Below are 18,803 nucleotides of genomic sequence, written 5' to 3' on the forward strand. Positions count from 1 at the left end.
AAGAGAGGGGGAGACCGGCCTACGCTGAAGGCATGTCCCCAGCATCGCCTTCGCCCCCTGGCAGGCAGTGACGTGCTGCCTCATGTCTACCGGGTCACCAAATACGACCCCGCCGACCGCGACCAGCACGGCCACTACATCGGCGCCGAGTCCGAGATCAGCGACCACGGACCGGTCGAGGCCGCCTACCTCATGGCAGTAGCCGCCTTCGCCGAAGACATGGGCATCGACCAACTGACCGTCCGCGAACCGCAGATCGGTGGGTTCGCCCATTTCGGCCTGGAGCCGCCGGTCGGTGGCCACGGACTGGCGGGCCTCTTCCCGAACGACCTCGCCGGATTCCACGACGGTACGCCGGTGCCGGTCGAGGTCGGCCTGGAACTCGTCCGGGCCATGCTCCGCGACAACGGAGCATGGTGCCGCCTGGAGGTCGACGGGGTGTTCTCGGTGCACGTCGGCTGGGACCAGTACGTCTACGTGGGCAGCAGCCGGCCCTGTGAAGCGGCGCTGGCCCGTACCCGCTCACTCGGGTTGTTCCCGGAACGCCTGGACGCGTCGCCGTACGACTTCGTCCCCGATGAGCCTCACGTACAGCGCCCGGCCGACGCCGACTTCTGGGCCCGCCTGCGATGGGTGGTGAGCTCCCATCGTGCAACCTTTCTGGAGGAGACCTACGTCGAGAACGCGTCGCGCTGGCACCGCCTCACACTCGACAACATCGAGACCGTGCGTGCCCAACTCGCTCCTCGTGCCCAGCTGGCAGTCTGGCCGAACCTGTTCATCGAGGTCGAGGAGGCCGTGGCCGCGTTGCCCGACGAGGGCACGGTGGAGATCCTCTGGGAGGACGTGAACGGCCGGATCAACGCCACGATTGCCGACGAGACCCAGTTCGGGGCAGTGACCCTTCGCATCGCCGACGCGCGTTCCGCGGCCGTCGTACCCGTGAGCATCGATGAGCGCCACCCGCTGTTCACGGCCGTGCTGCCCGACAGCGACGGCACCCTACGTGCTCGCTGGCAGACCGAACCGACGCCCAGCGACCGGGACTGGGCCGTCCTGAAGACCCTACGGCGCGGTCAGCTCGTCACCGGCACCGTGACGTGCATTGCCGACTTCGGCGTCACGTTCGTCGACATCGGCGGCTTCACCGCGGTGATCAACATTCCGGAGCTGTCCTGGCGCCCCGTCAACCATCCCTCCGACGTCGTCGGTGTCGGACAGGAGATCACTGCCGAAGTGCTCGACGTCGACATGGCCCGGGAACGAGTTGCGCTGTCGCTCAAGGCGGCGCAGGAGGACCCGTGGCCGCAGGTGGCGCAGCGGATCGGGGAAGTGGTCACCGGCCCGGTCACGAACATCGTGCCGTTCGGGTTCTTCGTCCGCGTCGAAGACCGGGAGGACGGCTTCCAGGGACTGGTGCGCATCGGAGAGCCGGCCGACACCCCCGTCGAGCGGCCCGAGAACGCCGTTCGAGTGGGCGACATCCTCACCGTGGAGATCGCAGACGTCGACCTCCCGGGCCGCCGCATTCTCCTTTCGCTCGCTCAGGCCCCTACTGCCGGTTCGTGACGTATCGGCCGGCGGCATCCTGACTGCCGGAACCACGTCACCGACAGCCAGCCGGTGCGTTGCGGGAGCGTCGGGACCGAATGGCCAACCTCAGCCGGTGCCAGCAAAGTTGACGGACATTCAGTATAGCTTCGGCTTGGCATGCCATTGTTCACAACATCTCTTTCGAAACAATTGTTGTAGGTCTATCTTTGGCGCATGGCCGCTTCTTCCGCCGCATCCGCCGCTTCCTCCGCTGCCTCGGCCGAGTTCTCGGACCGAGACATCGAGTCGTCGGAACGGGACATCGAACTCGACACCGCAGCCCTGCGCGTACTTGCTCATCCATTGCGCCTGAACGTGCTCACCCTGTTGCGTGAGCGCGGTCCTTCCACCGCCACCCGCATCGCGGAGGAACTCGGCATCAACCCCGGTGCGGCGAGCTACCACCTGCGTCGCCTCGCGTCGGGCGGACTCATCGTGGACGAGCCTGGCCGGGGCACCGGGCGGGAACGATGGTGGAAATCCCTTCATCGCCAGTCGATCCACGAGCCTGCGACAGCGCCGGCGGAGCAACGCGAGGCCGGACGCGCATACACGCAGGCAGTCGCCGCAGCCGCTGCGGACCGATTGCGCAGGGCAGCGCAGGAGGTGGCCCTGCTTCCTCAGGAATGGCTCGACGTCACCGTCTACAGCGACTTCCTCCTGTACTTGACACCCGGCGACGTGGACCGGATGAGGTCCGAGCTCTTCGAGGTGATCGCCCGCTACCGCCACGGAGCCGGGGAAGCACCCGAAGTACCTGAAGCGACCGAGGTGCGCGGGGCGCCTGAAGGCTTCTCTCCGATAGTGCTGCAAGTGCAGGCGTTTCCGGTGCCCGGCGCGGCCCTGCGACCGACCGGTGACGCGTGAGTACGCACGGCATGGCAGCGTTCGCGCGGCCCGCTCACCGGGACGTCAACGTCCTTCGCTGGCTTGCCGCGTACACCGCCTCGGTGACGGGCGACGTCGTGTACTTCCTCGCCCTGTCCTGGGCTGCCACCCGGACCGGCGGGCCGTCGCAGGCGGGCCTGGTGGTCGCGGCCGGGGCACTTCCCCGGGCGGTCTTCATGCTCGGCGGGGGCGTGGTGGCCGACCGGTTCGGGCCGCGCCGGGTCGCTGTGGTCAGCGATGCGGTCCGCTGCGTGGTGATCCTCGCCGTGGCCGCGGCAGTCGTGTCGGCGTCGCCGGGTGTCTGGCTGTTGGCCACGGTGGCGTTGATCTTCGGTGTGGTGGACGCGGTGTTCATGCCGGCGGTGGGTGCGTTGCCGCCGCGCATCACGACGCCCGGGCAACTCGCCAGGGTCCAGGGGATGCGCGGGCTGTCGATACGGCTGAGCAACGCGGTCGGCCCGCTCCTGGCGGGGGTGGTGCTGGCCATCGGCGGTGCGGCCGGTGCGTTCACGGCCGCGGGGGTACTCTTCGCCGGCTCGCTCGCCGTTCTGCTCACCGTGCGGATCGCGCCCCCGACGGAGGTTCCTCGGCGAGCCTCTGCCTGGCGTGAGCTGGGTGACGGTTTGCGATACGTCCGCCGCCACCGGACGCTCGCGTCCCTGGTCGCAGTGATCGGGCTGAGCGAGATGTGCTTCAGCGGCCCGGTCGCCACCGGCCTGGTGCTCCTGGCGGACGAACGCGGCTGGGGCGCGTCGGGGATGGGCTGGGTCGCGAGTGCGTTCAGCGTCGGAGGCGCGGCGGCGGGGTTGATTCTCACCGTGTCGCCCCGGATCCCACGTGCCGGGCTGGCGATGTCCGGGGCGTTGCTCGGGACAGCTGCGGGCGCGGTCGCGCTGGGGCAGGCCCCTTCATTGCCCGCTGCCGTGGGGTTCGGCGCCCTGATCGGCCTGACCAGCGGGCTCACCGCGGTCGTGACCGGCGCCCTGATCCAGACGGAGACCGACCCGCGATACCTCGGCCGGGTCACCTCGGTCACGACACTGTGCACACTGGGCCTCGCGCCCGCGCTCTTCCCGGCGGTCGGCGTGACGGTGGCTCTGTGGGGAGCGGATGCGTTCTTCGCCGGATGCGGCGCGATCTGCCTGTCCGCCGGGGTGCTCGGCCTGGCCGTTCCCGTGCTACGGCGCGCCGAACTCCGGCCGGCGACGACGGGGTCCGCCGCGCCGACAGGCCGCAACTACCCTAAAAGATAGGGAAGTTCATCCCCATTGAACCCGGCAGGAACACACATCACTGTGAGCCGACTGAGTCGGGGAAACAGCTGAGTGATCCGTGTGGCCCGACATACCCGAGGGCTACGTCTGCGGCAGAAGCGCCAGTGCCTCCTTCGCGTTGTGGACAGCGACTCCCTGCATGAACGCCCGACCGGGGAAGTCACCGTCGAGGAGACGCAGCGGGCCGGCCACCAGTGACAGCCGCATCGCGAGCATGTAGAGGTCGAGTCGTCGGGGATCGAGATCGGGCCGGGACAGCGCGGCGTACCGCTCACGGAAGCGGAGCCGGAGGAATACATGCTCCCACTCGATGTCGAAGTACATCAGGCCCTCGATGTCGATCAGGACGGGGTGCCCGTCGACATCCACCAGGACGTGGTCGGGTCCGAGTTCTCCGTGGATCAGGCCGTATTCCTGGCGAGGGCTCACCCGTTCCGCCAGCTGTTCAAGACGGTCGCGCAAAGCGGCTTCGGCCGCCGCGATGCTGCCGTCACGCGCCGCCGCCTCCTTGAGGTGCCCCAGGGCACGGTCGAGCACCCGTCGCTCGCACGGGACATCGGAGACGCAGTCGCCGTGCTCCCGCAGGTCCACGCCGCCGTAGTCCCGGGACCGGTCACGGTGCATCACGCCGAGCATCTCGGCAAGGCCGCCGAGGGCCCCTGCCGCGCGCTCGGGATCCGTCTCGAAGAAGGCTTCGAGCGTGCCACCGGCAACGTCCTCGACCACGGCGAAATCGGCCGGAAAGCGGCATCGGCTGCCATCCGCCAGGAGCACCTGCGGAACCCGTACCCCGAGACCGTGCAAGGTCCGTTGTGCGGTCAGGAACTGGGCCATTCCTGACGCGGGCGCGAAGGGATCGGAGGGATCGGCCTCTCCTGTGCTCGGCCAGTAGTTCTCGTCCTCGGCCCAGCTGTAGACGATCACGCTCTCCGTACGGGGGCCATCGAGGCGGGCCCGGTACACGCCCTTCTGGCTTCCCCCACGCAACCGGTCCACCGAGATGACGCGGCGTCCCGCTCCCAGCGCATCACGCACGAGTTCCGACAGGTTTTCGGTGTCCGCGAATTGCCTCATCCGCAGAAGCTACACAGGAAGACGCCGCGCGTCCCACTGGATAGATTCTCCACTTCCAGCAGCAGCATCTGTTCGTGGGTCCGCAAGGCGTCTTCGCGCGGGGTGGTGATGCCTCCGGGGGCGTCCGGAGACTGGCTCGGCCGACCGATTCGATCGAGGGCCTTGGCCGCACGGTCCCGGTGGACGCGCAGACTTCGGAAGTCGTCTGCTCGGAGCCTGCCGACAGCAGACGCTTGACCAGCTGTGCTGTTTCAGGACGTCGGATCTGCGGCGTCCTCGGTGGGGACCTGCTGCGAACGGAGACCGAAGGGGTTGTCGATGGCGTACCGCAGCGGCCGTCCGGCCCCCGCCGGGCGACATCGGTAGCTGTGCCCTCGACGTGCACCGCCTCGCCGTCACGGTCGGTCCCGTCGATGGCCCAGTCCACGATCAGCAGCGCCAGGTCTCCGTTGCGGTAGACGTGCCGCGGACGGACCGAGACGGGGACTCCGAGGTTCTGCAGACGGCCATTGGCGGCGAGCAGGGCCGGGCCGGTCACCGGCGTTCCCGACTGCTCGACCAGCACTGCCCCGTCCTCGTAGACCTCCGCCAACGCGGTGGCATCGCCACTGTTGAACCGCTCGGCGAACACTGCGGGCACGTCTTCGGGCCGATCGGCCAGTTCCCGCATGATCGACAGATGTCCTTCCGTTGCGGGGAGAATAGGGTGCTCCACACGTTAGGAGGCGATCTCGTGACTCACCGAACGGTTGGTCACCCGGCAGGGCTGCCCGAGGACCCATACGCGAACATCGAGGTGCCCAATCCCGCCTGCCCGGTGGAGATCACGCTGGCGGCCCTTCACGGCCGCTGGACGACGCTGGTGGTTCGCGAGCTGCTGCGCGGCGACCGCTCCTACAGCGAGCTGCGCGCGGCCCTGCCCACGTTGTCGGACAAGGTGCTGTCCGACAGGCTGGCACAACTTGGCGAGGCCGGAGTCGTCGAACGCGACCGCCACCCGGGCTGGCCTCCGCGAGTGCGCCACGCGCTCACCCCGCGAGGACACCGCCTCGGCCCGGTCCTCCAAGCCCTGTGGGACTGGGGAGCCGAGGCCCCGGCCTGAGACGGCGGCGTGCACCCGGCCGAGCCGTGAGGCCGAGCGCCTACTGCTGGTGCCAGACCAGCGTGTAGCGCCAGAACAGCCGTCGGCGCAGCCGTGCGCCGGGCAGCGCCTGGCGGGCGTCGCGGACGATGTCTGCAAAGGTCGTGGTCGCCGGTCGGGTCGGGGCGGTCATCGAGGCTGGTCGCGGCGCCTTGCGGCCCTTGTTCTTGATCCAGGCCATGGCGACATTCGACGGGATGGCGACGGCATCGATCAGGTAATCGCTCCGGGACTGCGGGCGGTAGAGGCCGACGACGACCAGAGTTCCGCCGGGCGCCAGGTGCTGTCGGAAGTGGGTGAGGGCGTCGCTGAACGGCATGTGGTGGATGGTGGCGACACAGGTAATGACGTCGTAGGGGCCGGGAGGTACCTCCTTCAGCGCGTCTCCGACAGAGAAGGTCACCGGGGCGGTCGGGGCTGTGAGCTCGCGCGCGCGAGCGAGGATGGTGGGGTCCACGTCGATGCCGTGCACTGCTCCGGCCCGTGAGGCCAGGAGCCTGGCGAGGTCACCGCTGCCTGATCCGACGTCCAGGGCGCTGTCGAAACGCCTGGGGAGCCGGCGCAGGATCCATCGGTGGTAGTGGGCGTTGTGATCCCAGGGGTGGGTGGCGTGGAACTGCTCGAGTGCTCGCACGATGCGGGGCAGCGGTGTCGTCATCACATGAGTCCATCAGAGCCTCAGCCGCCTGCGAAACCACCGATCCGCAGGCACAGGGGGCGGGCGCCTTCACGCGGTCCCGTACACCGTGTCCAGGAGGCCGGTGACGAACCCGTCGAGGTCGAAATCGGCGACCGCGAAGGCGTCGAGTGGCGCCGCCAGCCACGAAGTCCGCGTCGCCTCGCGGTGCGGCTCCAGGAGAGCGAGCACCCGCACACGGCCGGGGCCCCGGACGCGCACCTCGTCGAACTTGCCAGTTCGGCCTGATCCGCCTGATCCGCTTGACCCCACTTGATTCGCTTCCGGCGTACGGCTTGGCGCCGTTTGCCGACAGGACAGACGGGTGAGGATTGAAGCCATGGGACTGATGGGACTGTCGACGGCATTCACGGAAATGATCGGTGTGGAGCTTCCGATCGCGCTGGCCCCGATGGGCGGGTCGGCCGGTGGAGCTCTGGCGGGGGCGGTATCGCGCGGCGGCGGGTTCGGACTGCTGGGCAGCGGGAACGGCGATCAGGACTGGTTGGCCCGCGAGCTTCCTGTCCTGGTCGACGAGGCCGCCGGGAAGCCGTGGGGCATAGGATTCCAGGCGTGGGCGATCGACGTCGCAGTGGTGGCCCGAGCGCTGGAACACGGGCCGGCTGCGGTGATGTTGTCCTTCGGTGATCCGAGTCCGTTCGTGGAGCACATCCGCAGCGCGGGCGCGGTGCTGATCATTCAGGCCACCGACATGGAGGAGGCCCGGAGGGCGGTGGACCTGGGCGCCGATGTGATCGTGGCGCAGGGCACCGAATCCGGCGGACACGGAGCCCGGAACGGGCGCTCCACACTGCCGTTCGTCCCCGCCGTGGTGGACCTGGCGGCGCCGGTGCCGGTACTGGCGGCAGGTGGGATCGCCGACGGGCGCGGTGTGGCCGCCGCGCTGGCGCTGGGGGCCGAGGGAGCGCTGATCGGCACCCGCTTCCAAGCCACGACCGAGGCCCTGATCGCTCCAGGGACCGCCCAGGCGATCGTTGAGGGACGCGGGGAGGACACCGAGCGCAACAGGGTGCTGGACATTGCCCGCAGCTCGCGGTGGCCGTCGAAGTACACCGCCCGCACTCTCGGCCACCCCTACCTCGACGCATGGCGGGGCCGGGAGGACGAGCTCGCGGCTGCCCCGCATGCCCAACAGGCGTACCAGGAAGCCGTGGTCCGAGGCGAGATCCCCCCGTTGCCCCGGTGGGCGAGCGAGGCCATCGACCTCATCGACGACCTGCCGTCCGCGTTCGACCTGGTCGGCACCCTGGCCGCACAGGCCGAGCAAGCACTGTCCCGGGCAGGCAGGCGCGGCTGAGCGGGGCGTTCTGGGACTGGCGGTTCGGGGGCACCATGAGACATGGATGCTGTTGCTGACCACGCGGGGGCCAGGCCGCCTTGTGCCTCGTGCTCCGGCGGCCGTCAGTACAACATCGCGCAGTTGGTCGACTACCGTGTCGGAGCATGAGTGTGAGCGGATGGTTGGCAGATACCCGGAGTTCGTACGACACAGTCGCGGTCAGCTACGCGGACCAACTGCGCGAGGCCATCGCAGGAGAGCCGTACCTCCGGGCGGCACTGGCGTTGTTCGCCGACATGGTTCATGCAGCCGGCGGCGGGCCGGTGGCGGACGTGGGCTGCGGACCCGGGCATGTCACCGCTCACCTGCATGAGCTGGGTGTGGACGCATTCGGGATCGACCTGTCGCCCGGGATGATCGACGTGGCCCGGAGCGACCACCCCGACCTGCGGTTCGAGGTGGGAACGATGACGGACCTCCCCCTCGCCGACGCCTCCGTCACCGCTCTGCTCGCCTTCTGGTCATTGATCCATGTTCCCGACGACGAGATCCCTGCGGTCCTCGGCCATTTCCGACGGGTCGTGCGCCCCGGTGGACCGCTGCTGCTCGGCTTTCACGTAGGCGACGAGTCGCGACTGAAGACCCAGGGTTACGGCGGCCACCCGATGCACGTTCACGTCCATCGACGGCAGCCTGCCCGGATGACGGACTGGCTGCGCGATGCAGGATTCACCGTCGAGGCCCAATGGCTGCTCGATCTCGACGAGAGCCGGCCAGGAGCTGTCCTCTTTGCACGTCGCCGGTCCTGAGGGCTGCTCCGTTACCCGCCACCGGACGGACCCCGGGTTCGTGCACGGTCATCCGCCGAGTGCGGCCGCCGCATTGCGTACCGACGGATCCGGGTCGTCCTGACGCAGGTGCCGCAGCCGGGCGGTGTAGTGCTCATGCTGCTCCGCGTCCAGCGGTGCGCCGGAGAGCGCTGCCGCGGCCCAGGCCCGGTCCGGTTCGCCGAGGTGTCTGTTCGTCATGGCTCGTTCCAGCGCGTCGGACACCTCGGCCGATGCGATGCCGATGTCGGCCAGGAGCTTCGCCCAGAGCCATCTGTCGGGCGAACGCGAACCGTCCAGACGCGCCAGCACGGCGGGAACGGCGAGCGCACCGAGTGCCCGGAGCGACTCCACCGCCGGCTCGGAGGGCAACGGCGAATTGTGTGACTCGACGATGGCGACGAGCTCGTTCACCCGCTGTTCCGGAGGCACGCGGCCAGTCGGTCCGCCTCGCACAGTTCGGCGTCCAGCTCGGGGAAATGCTGACGTACCTGCGCCCGGGTCGGACTCAAGGGTATGAGCTCCCACGCCTCGTCCATCGCGACGACGAGAAAATCCTTGCCCACCACCCCGTCGGCCACCAACTGCTTCCGCGCTGCCGTGCAGGCCTTGGTGGCGGTACGCAAGTAGCGCTGGTGGACCGATTCCCAGTGCCGGCCGTCCCCGGCCGTCGCGGCTGCCTCCAGCCGGGAGGCCCACTCCTCCTCGGCCGCTCCCGGGTCGAGTTGCCATGGCCAGTCCGCCGGGCTCCACCGCAAGGCCTGAGCATCGAGCGGGCCGGACGCCGCCGCTGCGAGTCTCTCCTCGCTCGCCACGCCGACGAGCGTCCAGGCGATGGTGCCGCCGGACTCGGCGTAGAACTCATGGACAGCCGCGCCGTAGATGTGCTCGTCGGGATGCTCGGCACACATACGGAGGACGAAGCCGACGACTTGTTCTCGTATCGCCGCTTCGAGCCCGGCCCAGTCAAAACGCATCCGTGGACCCTACCAGGGGTGGTGAAGGCATCGGCCGGTGTGTGCCGTCCTCGGCGCGACAGCGGCGACAGTTTCGGACCGGCCGAGTGCGAGCGACACTTCCGGCGGAATGTGATCCGCCCCGGCGGCCCGGAGCCGGACACCGAGTTCTCCTCCGGCGTACTCCGGTACGTGGCCCCGTGCCGCCGACGGTCACCTCCAGCGCCCCGCTTGCCCGGCCCGCCCGTCGCTTCGCGGCAGGCGGCTCAGAGCGAGGCCCAGGAACACCACCACGTACGCACACAACACGGCGATCCCGGCCCACCACGGAAGCGGGAAGTATCCGGTGGAAGGTACGAAGTGGGCGGTGACCTGCGGATACTCGACGAGGGTCTGCTGGGTGGCGAAGCCGGCGGCCGGAGTGACCCGCAACAGCCACCGCGAGAGACCGTCGGCCAGCAGCGGGACGGAGGTCACGGCGTACGGGACCACGATCGCCAGTACGGCGGCGAGGACCGCGAGCCAGATGCGGCGAAGGAGGGCGCCGAGCGCGAGCGCGAGCACGGCGGCGAGGGCGAGCACAGCGGCGGTCCCGACGACCACCCGCACGCCGGTGAGCGAGGACACCGCGATGACGGTGGTCCCGTACTCGCGCAGAATCGCCGTGCCGACCGGGATCACGATCCCCACGGCCAGGAGACCGGTCACGAACGTGACGGCTCCGACGACGGCCGCCTTCGCAGCGAGCCCCCGGCGGGTGACCGGGGCACCGCGCGCGGGCTCGCTGCGGGACCCGGACGCGACGAACCGCACGGCGACCACGACCACGATGAGCAGCCCAGGGGCCAGACCGCCGAGGGTACGTTCCACCGGGCGGTCACCTCCCTCGGTATCTCCCGGCCCGATGTCGCCGGTGCCGGTGACGGTGATCGTGCCGCCGTCCACCACCGCCCCGGATGCCTTGTGGTACTTCTCCCAGTCGGTCCGGTTCATTTCCCCGACGGCGTCGGAGCGCCAGCCCCCGGCGGAGGAGGGCACGTTGCTGAGAACGACGTTGTCGAAGGCACCGCCGGCCTGAGTGAAACGCACCTCTTCCGTGGCGCCGCCGAGGCCGACGGGCCGCAGTGTCAGATCTCCGGGAGAGGTGGCGAAGAGGCCGACCTGCGCGGTCCTGGGCAGACCGGACAGCTGCGCCGTGCCGACCTTCGCCCACCGCCGGCCGTCGGCGGACTCGTAGCCGGTGACGGAGTCGCCCGACCGTGTCAGCCGCAGCCACCGGGGCGACTCGGCCGAGACCCCGCCGGGGCTGCCTGCGATGTCATGTCGGTAGTCGTACTGCATCCGCACGCCGTGGCTGCCGGTGAGCATCAACGCCGCGTACGACGACCCCCGGCGGATCCCGTCCTTGATGATGATCCCGGCCTTCGCCCACGGCACCAGGCCCGGGACGATCCGGTCATGGTCCGGCGGCGGATAGGTGATCGTGCCCGTCATGGATGTCATGCGGACCGTGATGCTGCCGTTCTCGCCCAGATCGCGATGCAGGAAGGAGAACTGGTCGTTGACGTGTGAGCCGTCCGGCCCGGTCGGTCCGGCCGGGCACGGGCCGTCGCAGGACGTGTGGTTGCCGAACGCGGGGAGCAGACCGAGGGCGACGACGACCAGAGCCGCGGCCGCCATCGCGATCAGCCGGCCAGGACGCCGGAACCTGATCCACTCCTGTCGAACCTGTCGAAGTAGTTCGTTGGTCGTGAGCATGGCATCGGTTCTACGGTTCGGCCCATGACATGGTCCGAACCGCCTCTGTCATCCCGCTGTTAGGTGCCGTGGGGCAGTCTGGGTCCGGCTGCCGGACCCGCAGCGGTATGAGGAGGAAGAGAACGTGGGAAAGCCATGGAGCTGGACCGTCGGACGGCGATTCACGATCCTGTACGCGGCGGGGTTCCTCGGGTCCGGAATCGTGCTGCTCGCCCTGACGTACCTGATGTCCGGTGGCCGGGTGTCCAGCGCCGCTCCTGAACAGCCCCCGGCCGGCCCGTCAGACCTCGCCGCCGCCGAACAGCAGATCCAGGATCTGGCGCGGCGACTCGCGGACGTGCACGCGCAGCAGAGCCACCGGTTGCTGGCCGGCTCGCTGATCGCGCTGCTGGTGATGGCGGGCGTTTCTCTCCTGCTCGGCCGAATCCTGGCCGGCCGTGTCCTGCGACCGTTGCGGCTGATCACCGCGGCGACACGGCGGATCACCGCGGAGAACCTGCATCAGCGCCTTGCCGTGGCCGGGCCCGTCGACGAGGTCAAGGAGCTGGCAGACACGGTCGACGGCCTTCTGGAGCGACTCGAAGCCTCATTCGTCGCGCAGCGCCGGTTCGTCGGCAACGCCTCGCACGAACTGCGCACGCCACTGGCGACGATGCGGGCTTCGCTGGATGTCGCCGCCGCCAAACCCGAGCCCGCGGCGCAGACCGTCGCGCTCGTGGGCCGGCTTCGGACCGAACTCGACCGGGTGGACCACCTGCTGGACGGTTTCCTCGTCCTCGCCCGGGCCCGACACGGCACCCTCGCCGACCGGACCCCCGTATCGCTGGGCGAGTTGGCGCGGGGGGCGCTGACCGGACGAGCCGGAGACATCACCGCGAAGAAGCTGACCGTCGATGACGACACCGTCGGGCGGGACGCCTGGACACGGGGCAGTCAGGCACTGCTGTCCCGGATGGTGGAGAACATCGTCGACAACGCGATCGTGCACAACGAGCAGCGCGGCTGGATCCGGGTTGCCACCGAACGCGACGACACCGGGGCACACTTCGTCGTCGAGACCGGTGGGCGCGTTCTCGACCAGACCCAGGTGGACCGGCTGACGCAGCCGTTCGAGCGTCTCGGCGCCGACCGGACGGGACCGGAGTGCAGTTCCGGGCTGGGACTCTCGATCGTCGCAGCGATCGTCGCGGCGCACGGCGGCCGTCTCACCCTGCTGGCCCGGCCGGAGGGCGGCCTGCGTGTCGCGGCGGCGATGCCGACGGCGGTCGGTTTCCGGAGAGGAGAAGTGAAGCGGTGAGAGTTCTGGTCGTGGAGGACGCGAGGTCGCTCGCCGAGGTCGTGGCCGAGGGACTGCGGGACCAGGGAATGGCCGTCGACGTCGCGCACGACGGCTTGGCCGCCGCTGCCAGGCTCGACGTGAACGCGTACGACGTCGTGGTCCTCGACCGTGACCTGCCCGGGATCCACGGCGACACGCTCTGCCAGATGATCACCGAGCGGAACGACCGCCCGATGGTCCTGATGCTGACCGCGGCCGGTGCACCCGGCGACCGGGTCAGCGGCCTCACCCTCGGCGCCGACGACTACCTCGCCAAGCCCTTCCACTTCCCGGAGCTGATCCTGCGCATCCACTCCCTCGCCCGCCGCAGACCGGCCGCCCGGTCGCGCACGCTACGTGCCGCCGGCCTCGAACTCGACCCGGTACGCCGCACCGCCCTCCGCGACGGCCGTCCGCTTGAGCTGTCGGTCAAGGAGTTCGCCGTCCTGGAGGCCCTGCTGCGCGCCGCCCCCGGTTTCCTGAGCGCCGAGGGCCTCCTGGAACAGGTGTGGGACGAGAACGCCGACCCGTTCACCAACACCGTGACCGTCACCATCGGCCGACTGCGCCGCAAGCTGGGCGGCCCGCCCGTCATCACGACCACACCCGGGGTCGGCTATCGCATCGCCGGCGCTCCGGCCCCCTGACACGACAAGGCGGGATCTGCCACTGCGCGGCGACGTGTGGATCCCCGGCACGACCGGGCGCCACCGACAGTGATCGGACGGATCGGTGCAGGATGAATCAAGCCGACCGCACGGCTTTCACCTGCTGATACCGCGCGCACCCCACCGCTCCGGGGTCGATACCGGTGGGAGGAGGGGTAACGATGGAAAGGCAATCCGATTCACGCACTTCGATGCGAGAACGCGCATCTGCTCGATGGCGGAGGCGGCAGTCCAACTGAATCTCCGCGGCAATGCGGAGCGAAGAGGGAGTCCGCGATGAAGTTCATCGATGAGAAGCTGCGTGCCCCGCCCCAGCAGGCGGCCCGCGTTCCGGCAGGGACCGTGGTCTCCGCCGGTGACTGCGGTCTGCTCCTTGTCAGGATCACCTTCGGCCTCCTCATGGCCGGGCACGGATCACAGAAGCTCTTCGGAATATTCGGTGGTGAAGGTCTCGACGCAGCGGGCAGGGGTTTCGCCGCTCTGGGATACCGCCCAGGAGTGGTCTATGCCGCCATCGGCGGCGGTTCCGAGTTCCTGGGCGGGCTGGGCCTGGCGCTGGGACTGTTCACCCCACTGGCATCGGCTGCCCTGATCGGCGTGATGATCAATGCCATGGCGACCGTCACCGCGGCACATGGCCTGTGGGAGACGGAAGGCGGCGTCGAGTACAACGTGTGCATCGCGGTCGTGGCACTGGCCGTCGCCGCCATCGGTCCCGGCAGGTTCGCCCTCGACAGACCGTTCCGCTGGGGGAGGGGCGGCTGGCCGGAAGCCGCTTTCGCGCTGTTCGTGGGTGGCATCGGCGCCGCCATCGTGCTGAACCTTTGAACGCGGATACGCACTTGGACGGATTCGGACGGCTGTTGTGTCTGCCGTCGACGTCAGGGATGTGGCCACTCCGCGTGACGACGGAAGGCGGGATGGGGCTGACCGGATTCGAACCGGCGTCCTCCCACACGCGGTGAAGGCGCGACGACCTCTGCGCTACGAGCCCTATCCCGCCAGTGATCATACAAGCAACTCGCACTCCGCCGCCCCCGGATCAGCGAGGACGGCGGAGAGACACGGCAGGGTTCAGCGCCAGGGCAGGTTCCGCCACGGGCTGCCCTCGCTCTCCGTCAGCAGACGGTGCGCCGTGACACTGCTCCGGTAGTAGTGGCCGTATTCCTCGCCGTCGAACCGCAGTACACGGCCCAGCGTGTATCCCGCGGAGAACTCCTCCCACGATCGGTAGGCCGGTCTGCTCAGCGCACCGGCGTGCACGATGGCCTGCTCCGCCTCGTGCGGGGCGCAGAAACGGGCGGACAGCCCCCACCTGGCCAGGTTCACGGCACGCCCGTAGTCGTAGGCGACCGTGGTGCTGACCCGGCCGTCCGGCGGCAGCAGCCCGTCGGCGCGGAACCGGGCCTCGTACCTGACGATGCGCCTTACCAACTCCTCGATGTCCTTGACCGTGCCGTGGCCCGCCCCGATGTCCTGGGCGTGCCCGGCGGCCGTCTCGCGCCACAGCTCCACGGTGGGCTGCTCGCCGAGCCCGGCCCAGAGCTGTTCACGTACCCGGAGTACGAAATCGGGTTCGGGCGGACTGTTGCGCGCGTCCAGCAGCAAGTCCAACTGCTCCCGCCAGCCGGTCGGTTCGGTGATGCCCCATGCGTCGCGGAGCAGCTCCAGCTCGCGCGAGTAGTCGTGGTACGCGGTGCCCACCTCGTTCCAGGGCACACCGTTGCCGACCGCCAGATGCACCCCGCACGCCAGTCCGTAGGCCAGAGGGCCGTGCAGTGCCCCGTGCCGCAAGGCGATCAGCCGGTCGTTCCTGGGACGGTCGTTCTCCGCGTGGTAGCGCATCCACATCGCACGGTGCGCGGGCGTGGCCGGGAAGACCGACTGGGCGGGAGTGCCGGCGTTGACGGAGAGCAGCTGGTACGGGTCGTGCCAGTCGGACTCCGCCACCCACTTGAGGGAGACGGCGTGGAACACCCACTCCGGATGCCAGGGCGGCAGCATCCCCCGGGTGAGCACCGGACGGCAGCGTCGTCCGCCCTGGTCCCGGTACGAGCGCCAGGTGACCATGTCGGGAGCCGCGTCCACCTCGGCCTTCGGCGCGACGATGAACAGCTCCTCGCCGGCCAGCACACGCAGTTGGGCCTCCGTGTCACCGCGTACGCCCGCTTCGTGCAACAGGTGCTCGGTTGTCGAGGGCGGGATCCAGGGGGCGCCGAGGGCAGGGAAGCCGGGGTGAGGGGGCAGCGGATTCATGACCATGCGATGTTCCGGTAAGGGCTGTTGGGGTCCTGCGTCAGGACGCGGTGCTGAGCGAGCGACTGCTCGTACTTCACCCCGGACGGATCGTCCTCGTCGAAGTGCATCACACGGGCCAGCGAGTATCCGAGGGAGAACTGCGCCCAGGAACCGTACGCCTGCCCGGCCAGGGCGCCGATACGCAGCACTGCCTGTTCGGCTTCGCGTGGATCGCAGAGGCGGGCACCCAGCGCGAGCCGTACGACGTTGACCGCCCGCCCGTAGTCGAAGGCGGCCAGGGTGTCGACCCGCTCAGCGGGGCCGAGGGCGCCGTCCGCGCGGAACCTGTCCTCGTATTTGGCGGCCAGCCGCAGCGCCTCATGGGCTTCGTCCGCGTCGGACGGTGCGGAGCGGCGGTGCACCAGCGCTTCGGTGAGCGCCGCGGACCACTCCGGGACCGTGGGGGTGCGGCCCAGCCGCCCGGCGAGGGCACGACGGATCCCGAGCACCGACTCGTAGGTGCGGCCGACGAGTCGGGCGGCCAGCAGTGCTTCGAGAGTCTCCCGGTAGTCGGCGCGGTCCTGCACGACCCAGGGGTTGCGGAGCCGGACGCGATCCGTTGCGTACCCCTCGTAGGCGGCGCCCAGGTCGTTCCAGACGAGGCCGTTGTGCACGGCGAGATGGGCTCCGAGAGCCAGCCCGTGTGCGACCGGTCCGTGCAGCGGACCGGCCCGGTGGGTCAACAGCACGCCGGCCTGCGGACCGCCCGACCGCGCGTGGGCCTTCAGCCACGCACGGCGACGTCCCGGACCGGCCTCAAGCGTGACGGCGTACGGCGTGCCGGGATTGATCCCCAGCCACCGCACACCGTCCGGCCAACGGCGCGCGAGCTCGTCGAGACCGGTCGCCTCGAACACCCAGTCCGGGTGCCAGGGCGGCAGCGCGCCGGATGTCAGCACCGTGACACACGTCCGGCCGGACGCGGGATCCGGCTGCGCCGTGAGCGGCGGAGTGAAGCCGGGAGTGTCCGCGTACAGCCGGGCGACGAGTACGAAGAGCCTGCTCCTGGCCAGGACGTCCAGCAAAGCATCCCGGCTGCCGGTCACCACTGTCTCGTGGAGCAGCCGTTCCGTCTCGGTCGGTGGCGACCAGTCCGCCCACGGTGCCGCTGTCTCCGCCGTACCTGTACCCGTTGTTCCTGTCCCCGTTGTCACGGTGGGATCCTATGGAACGCCTCCGGCGGCCGGGGCGGCGACCTGCGAGTCGACGGCCGACGCGCCGGAGGAAGCCGGCGTCTCAGCCGCGCGTGAACCAGCCGCGGGGCTGATGCGTCCGGCGGCGCAGTCGTCGCCTGTAGCGGGACTCCAGTCGGCGTGCCTCGCTCCCGAGGTAGCTCCTGGCGTTCCCCTCGTCGGCCAGTGTGTTCGTCAGCTGCGCCAACATGGCAGCCGCGCGCTCGAATTCGCCGGTCTCACCGAGGCTGCGCGCGTGGGCGAAGACGGTCTTCGCGGGCCACGCCCGGTCGTCGCCGTCGTCGAGGGCCGCCAATTCGTCGTAGTACCGCCCGGCCGTCTCGTAATCCTGCATGAGGTAGGCGTCGTCGGCCACGGTCAGGTGGATGTCACGGCGATGGGAGTCTTCGGCAGGCAGCCCACGGACGAGGTCGGGCAGCAGGCGCTCCAGGATGGCCCTTCGCCGCTTCACATCCTCGAACCTGTCCCGCGACAACCCCTTGCACAGGCCCGTGGCCAGCTCGGCGCGCGCGTGCAGGGTGACCGGGTCGAAGGGGCCCAGTACATGCTGCGCCGTTTTGATGACCTCGCGCATCTCGGCCGTCGCCGCAGTCCTGTCCGCGTGTGCCGACTGAACCTGTTGCCCGAGGAGCAGTGCCCGTGCCTCGATCGTCCGCCGATCCTGTTCGCCGAAGACCCTCCGCAGCTTCGGAACGGTTCGGGCCAGAGCCGTGTCGGTCGGGTCCCGGCGCCACAACCGCCGGGCACGAACGAGGACGGCCTCCGTGGTCAGCGGGTCGTCCGGGCCCAGTTCCCGCTGGGCCTCGGGGATCAGCGCACCCAGCAGTTCCTGGAACTCGCCGATGTCGGAGTCATCGGGCAGCGCCATGATCTGGCCCAGCCGACGACGCAGCGCGGCACGCACCGGCTCCGCACCCTCGTCGAGGACCGTGGGCGTGTACGAGGGGGGTTGAGGCGTCGTGCCCGGCCGCGACGCGGTGGGCTCGGTGCCCTGGGCCAGCAGTGTCAGGCGTTGCGCAACAGCGGCTGCGTGCGGCGGCCGGCCGGCCGGATCCTTGGCCAGGAGGTCGAGGACGAGCTGGTCGGCGGTGGCGGAGAGCGAGGGGGTGAACGCGCTCGGCCGCGGCGGCGGTGCACCGATGTGCTGGGCGTACAGCTCCTGCCACGACGTTCCGGGGAACGGCAGCCGGCCGGTCCACATCTCCATCAGCAGGCAGCCGAGCGAGTACAGGTCCGAGCGCGCGTCCGCCGCGCCTCGGAAGCGTTCCGGAGCCATGTACAGAGCGGTCCCGATGACGCCGTTCCCGGTGAGATCGGTTCGGGAGAGCTGGTGCCGGGCGATGCCGAAGTCGAGGACCTTGAGGGTGTCCGCCGCTCCGATGATCACGTTCGCGGGTTTGATGTCGCGGTGCACGATCCCCGCCGAGTGGGCCGCCTCCAGCGCCGAGCAGATCCGCCCGGCCCAGACGACGGAGTCGTGGAAGCCGGGGAGGCCGCGCCGGAGTACGTCAGCGAGACTCTCTCCTCGCACCAACTCCATCACCAGATAGACGAGTTCCCGCCCCTCCCAGTGGATGTGGGCGAAGTCGTGGACGGTCACGATGTCGGGATGTGCGAGAGAGCCGGCAAGTTCCGCCTCCCGCACGAACCGGCGGGCCTCCTCCACGGTGTCCGGGACCCCGGTCTTCACCGCGACTTCGCGGTTCATACGCAGATCACGGCCCTGCCAGACGGTGCCGAACCCTCCGGCGCCCAGCCGGGAGTCCAACCTGTAACGCCTGTCCAGTACATCCCCAGCCTGCGGCACGTTCTCTTCCCCCTGCATCCCTGCCATCACCG

At 69.7% G+C, this 18,803-nt stretch carries 19 protein-coding genes; 9 read left to right on the plus strand and 10 right to left on the minus strand.

Translation table 11 applies throughout. The annotated features are described in order from the left end of the window. Positions 1 to 72: 72 nt before the first annotated feature. The 3 genes from OG842_RS37250 to OG842_RS37260 all read left to right on the plus strand — a co-directional run bounded on the left by OG842_RS37250 (position 73) and on the right by OG842_RS37260 (position 3,734). The gene (locus OG842_RS37250) at positions 73 to 1,569 is read left to right on the plus strand and encodes a S1 RNA-binding domain-containing protein (protein ID WP_266734518.1); all 1,497 of its coding nucleotides are present in this window, start codon (positions 73 to 75) and stop codon (positions 1,567 to 1,569) included. Between the two features lie 198 nt (positions 1,570 to 1,767). Then, entirely contained in the window at positions 1,768 to 2,460 is a 693-nt protein-coding gene (locus OG842_RS37255) for an ArsR/SmtB family transcription factor (RefSeq protein ID WP_266734517.1), read from the plus strand. Positions 2,461 to 2,471: 11 nt separating this feature from the next. Then, positions 2,472 to 3,734: an MFS transporter gene (locus OG842_RS37260; RefSeq protein ID WP_266734516.1), complete on the plus strand. Its 1,263-nt coding sequence runs from the start codon at positions 2,472 to 2,474 to the stop codon at positions 3,732 to 3,734. A gap of 102 nt (positions 3,735 to 3,836) precedes the next feature. On the opposite strand, the gene OG842_RS37265 is transcribed toward OG842_RS37260, so the two are convergent. Both OG842_RS37265 and OG842_RS37270 read right to left on the minus strand, forming a co-directional pair. Further along, on the minus strand, positions 3,837 to 4,829 hold the full coding sequence (locus OG842_RS37265; RefSeq protein ID WP_266734515.1) for a phosphotransferase family protein: 993 nt from the start codon (positions 4,827 to 4,829) through the stop codon (positions 3,837 to 3,839). Next, positions 4,783 to 5,499, minus strand: coding sequence for a YybH family protein (locus tag OG842_RS37270; protein WP_323185835.1), 717 nt, complete (start codon positions 5,497 to 5,499; stop codon positions 4,783 to 4,785). Before OG842_RS37270 ends, OG842_RS37265 begins: the two co-directional genes overlap by 47 nt. A 63-nt stretch (positions 5,500 to 5,562) precedes the next feature. On the opposite strand from OG842_RS37270, the gene OG842_RS37275 reads away from it, so the two are divergent. Further along, entirely contained in the window at positions 5,563 to 5,931 is a 369-nt protein-coding gene (locus OG842_RS37275) for a winged helix-turn-helix transcriptional regulator (RefSeq protein ID WP_266734514.1), read from the plus strand. A gap of 40 nt (positions 5,932 to 5,971) precedes the next feature. Here OG842_RS37275 and OG842_RS37280 read toward each other — a convergent pair whose 3' ends face one another. Both OG842_RS37280 and OG842_RS37285 read right to left on the minus strand, forming a co-directional pair. Next, a complete protein-coding gene (locus tag OG842_RS37280) occupies positions 5,972 to 6,628 on the minus strand; it encodes a class I SAM-dependent methyltransferase (protein WP_266734513.1) in 657 nt (218 codons plus the stop codon). 69 nt (positions 6,629 to 6,697) lie between these two features. Continuing rightward, complete coding sequence (locus tag OG842_RS37285; RefSeq protein WP_266734512.1) at positions 6,698 to 6,868, minus strand: hypothetical protein; 171 nt, start codon at positions 6,866 to 6,868, stop codon at positions 6,698 to 6,700. Positions 6,869 to 6,986: 118 nt separating this feature from the next. Between OG842_RS37285 and OG842_RS37290 the strand changes: the two genes are divergently transcribed. Both OG842_RS37290 and OG842_RS37295 read left to right on the plus strand, forming a co-directional pair. Further along, on the plus strand, positions 6,987 to 7,964 hold the full coding sequence (locus OG842_RS37290) for a nitronate monooxygenase (RefSeq protein WP_266734511.1): 978 nt from the start codon (positions 6,987 to 6,989) through the stop codon (positions 7,962 to 7,964). Positions 7,965 to 8,110: 146 nt separating this feature from the next. Then, complete coding sequence (locus OG842_RS37295) at positions 8,111 to 8,755, plus strand: class I SAM-dependent methyltransferase (RefSeq protein ID WP_266734510.1); 645 nt, start codon at positions 8,111 to 8,113, stop codon at positions 8,753 to 8,755. Positions 8,756 to 8,803: 48 nt separating this feature from the next. Here the strand turns inward: OG842_RS37295 and OG842_RS37300 are convergent, their stop codons facing one another. The 3 genes from OG842_RS37300 to OG842_RS37310 all read right to left on the minus strand — a co-directional run bounded on the left by OG842_RS37300 (position 8,804) and on the right by OG842_RS37310 (position 11,487). Continuing rightward, the gene (locus OG842_RS37300; protein WP_266734509.1) at positions 8,804 to 9,145 is read right to left on the minus strand and encodes a hypothetical protein; all 342 of its coding nucleotides are present in this window, start codon (positions 9,143 to 9,145) and stop codon (positions 8,804 to 8,806) included. 38 nt (positions 9,146 to 9,183) lie between these two features. After that, entirely contained in the window at positions 9,184 to 9,750 is a 567-nt protein-coding gene (locus OG842_RS37305) for a DUF4303 domain-containing protein (protein ID WP_266734508.1), read from the minus strand. Between the two features lie 192 nt (positions 9,751 to 9,942). After that, entirely contained in the window at positions 9,943 to 11,487 is a 1,545-nt protein-coding gene (locus OG842_RS37310) for a hypothetical protein (RefSeq protein ID WP_266734506.1), read from the minus strand. 124 nt (positions 11,488 to 11,611) lie between these two features. On the opposite strand from OG842_RS37310, the gene OG842_RS37315 reads away from it, so the two are divergent. The 3 genes from OG842_RS37315 to OG842_RS37325 all read left to right on the plus strand — a co-directional run bounded on the left by OG842_RS37315 (position 11,612) and on the right by OG842_RS37325 (position 14,301). Continuing rightward, positions 11,612 to 12,784: a sensor histidine kinase gene (locus OG842_RS37315; protein ID WP_266734505.1), complete on the plus strand. Its 1,173-nt coding sequence runs from the start codon at positions 11,612 to 11,614 to the stop codon at positions 12,782 to 12,784. After that, positions 12,781 to 13,452: a response regulator transcription factor gene (locus OG842_RS37320; protein ID WP_266734503.1), complete on the plus strand. Its 672-nt coding sequence runs from the start codon at positions 12,781 to 12,783 to the stop codon at positions 13,450 to 13,452. Before OG842_RS37315 ends, OG842_RS37320 begins: the two co-directional genes overlap by 4 nt. 297 nt (positions 13,453 to 13,749) lie before the next feature. After that, complete coding sequence (locus OG842_RS37325; protein ID WP_266734502.1) at positions 13,750 to 14,301, plus strand: DoxX family protein; 552 nt, start codon at positions 13,750 to 13,752, stop codon at positions 14,299 to 14,301. Between the two features lie 246 nt (positions 14,302 to 14,547). On the opposite strand, the gene OG842_RS37330 is transcribed toward OG842_RS37325, so the two are convergent. From OG842_RS37330 to OG842_RS37340, 3 genes are all read right to left on the minus strand, one after another. Beyond that, positions 14,548 to 15,735: a DUF1266 domain-containing protein gene (locus tag OG842_RS37330; protein ID WP_266734500.1), complete on the minus strand. Its 1,188-nt coding sequence runs from the start codon at positions 15,733 to 15,735 to the stop codon at positions 14,548 to 14,550. Continuing rightward, on the minus strand, positions 15,726 to 16,925 hold the full coding sequence (locus tag OG842_RS37335; RefSeq protein WP_443064030.1) for a DUF1266 domain-containing protein: 1,200 nt from the start codon (positions 16,923 to 16,925) through the stop codon (positions 15,726 to 15,728). The genes OG842_RS37330 and OG842_RS37335 overlap by 10 nt, the downstream gene beginning before the upstream one ends. A gap of 82 nt (positions 16,926 to 17,007) precedes the next feature. After that, on the minus strand, positions 17,008 to 18,798 hold the full coding sequence (locus OG842_RS37340; RefSeq protein ID WP_328512609.1) for a serine/threonine-protein kinase: 1,791 nt from the start codon (positions 18,796 to 18,798) through the stop codon (positions 17,008 to 17,010). Between the last annotated feature and the right edge of the window lie 5 nt (positions 18,799 to 18,803).

The organism is Streptomyces sp. NBC_00376, assembly GCF_036077095.1.
Taxonomy (GTDB): domain Bacteria; phylum Actinomycetota; class Actinomycetes; order Streptomycetales; family Streptomycetaceae; genus Streptomyces.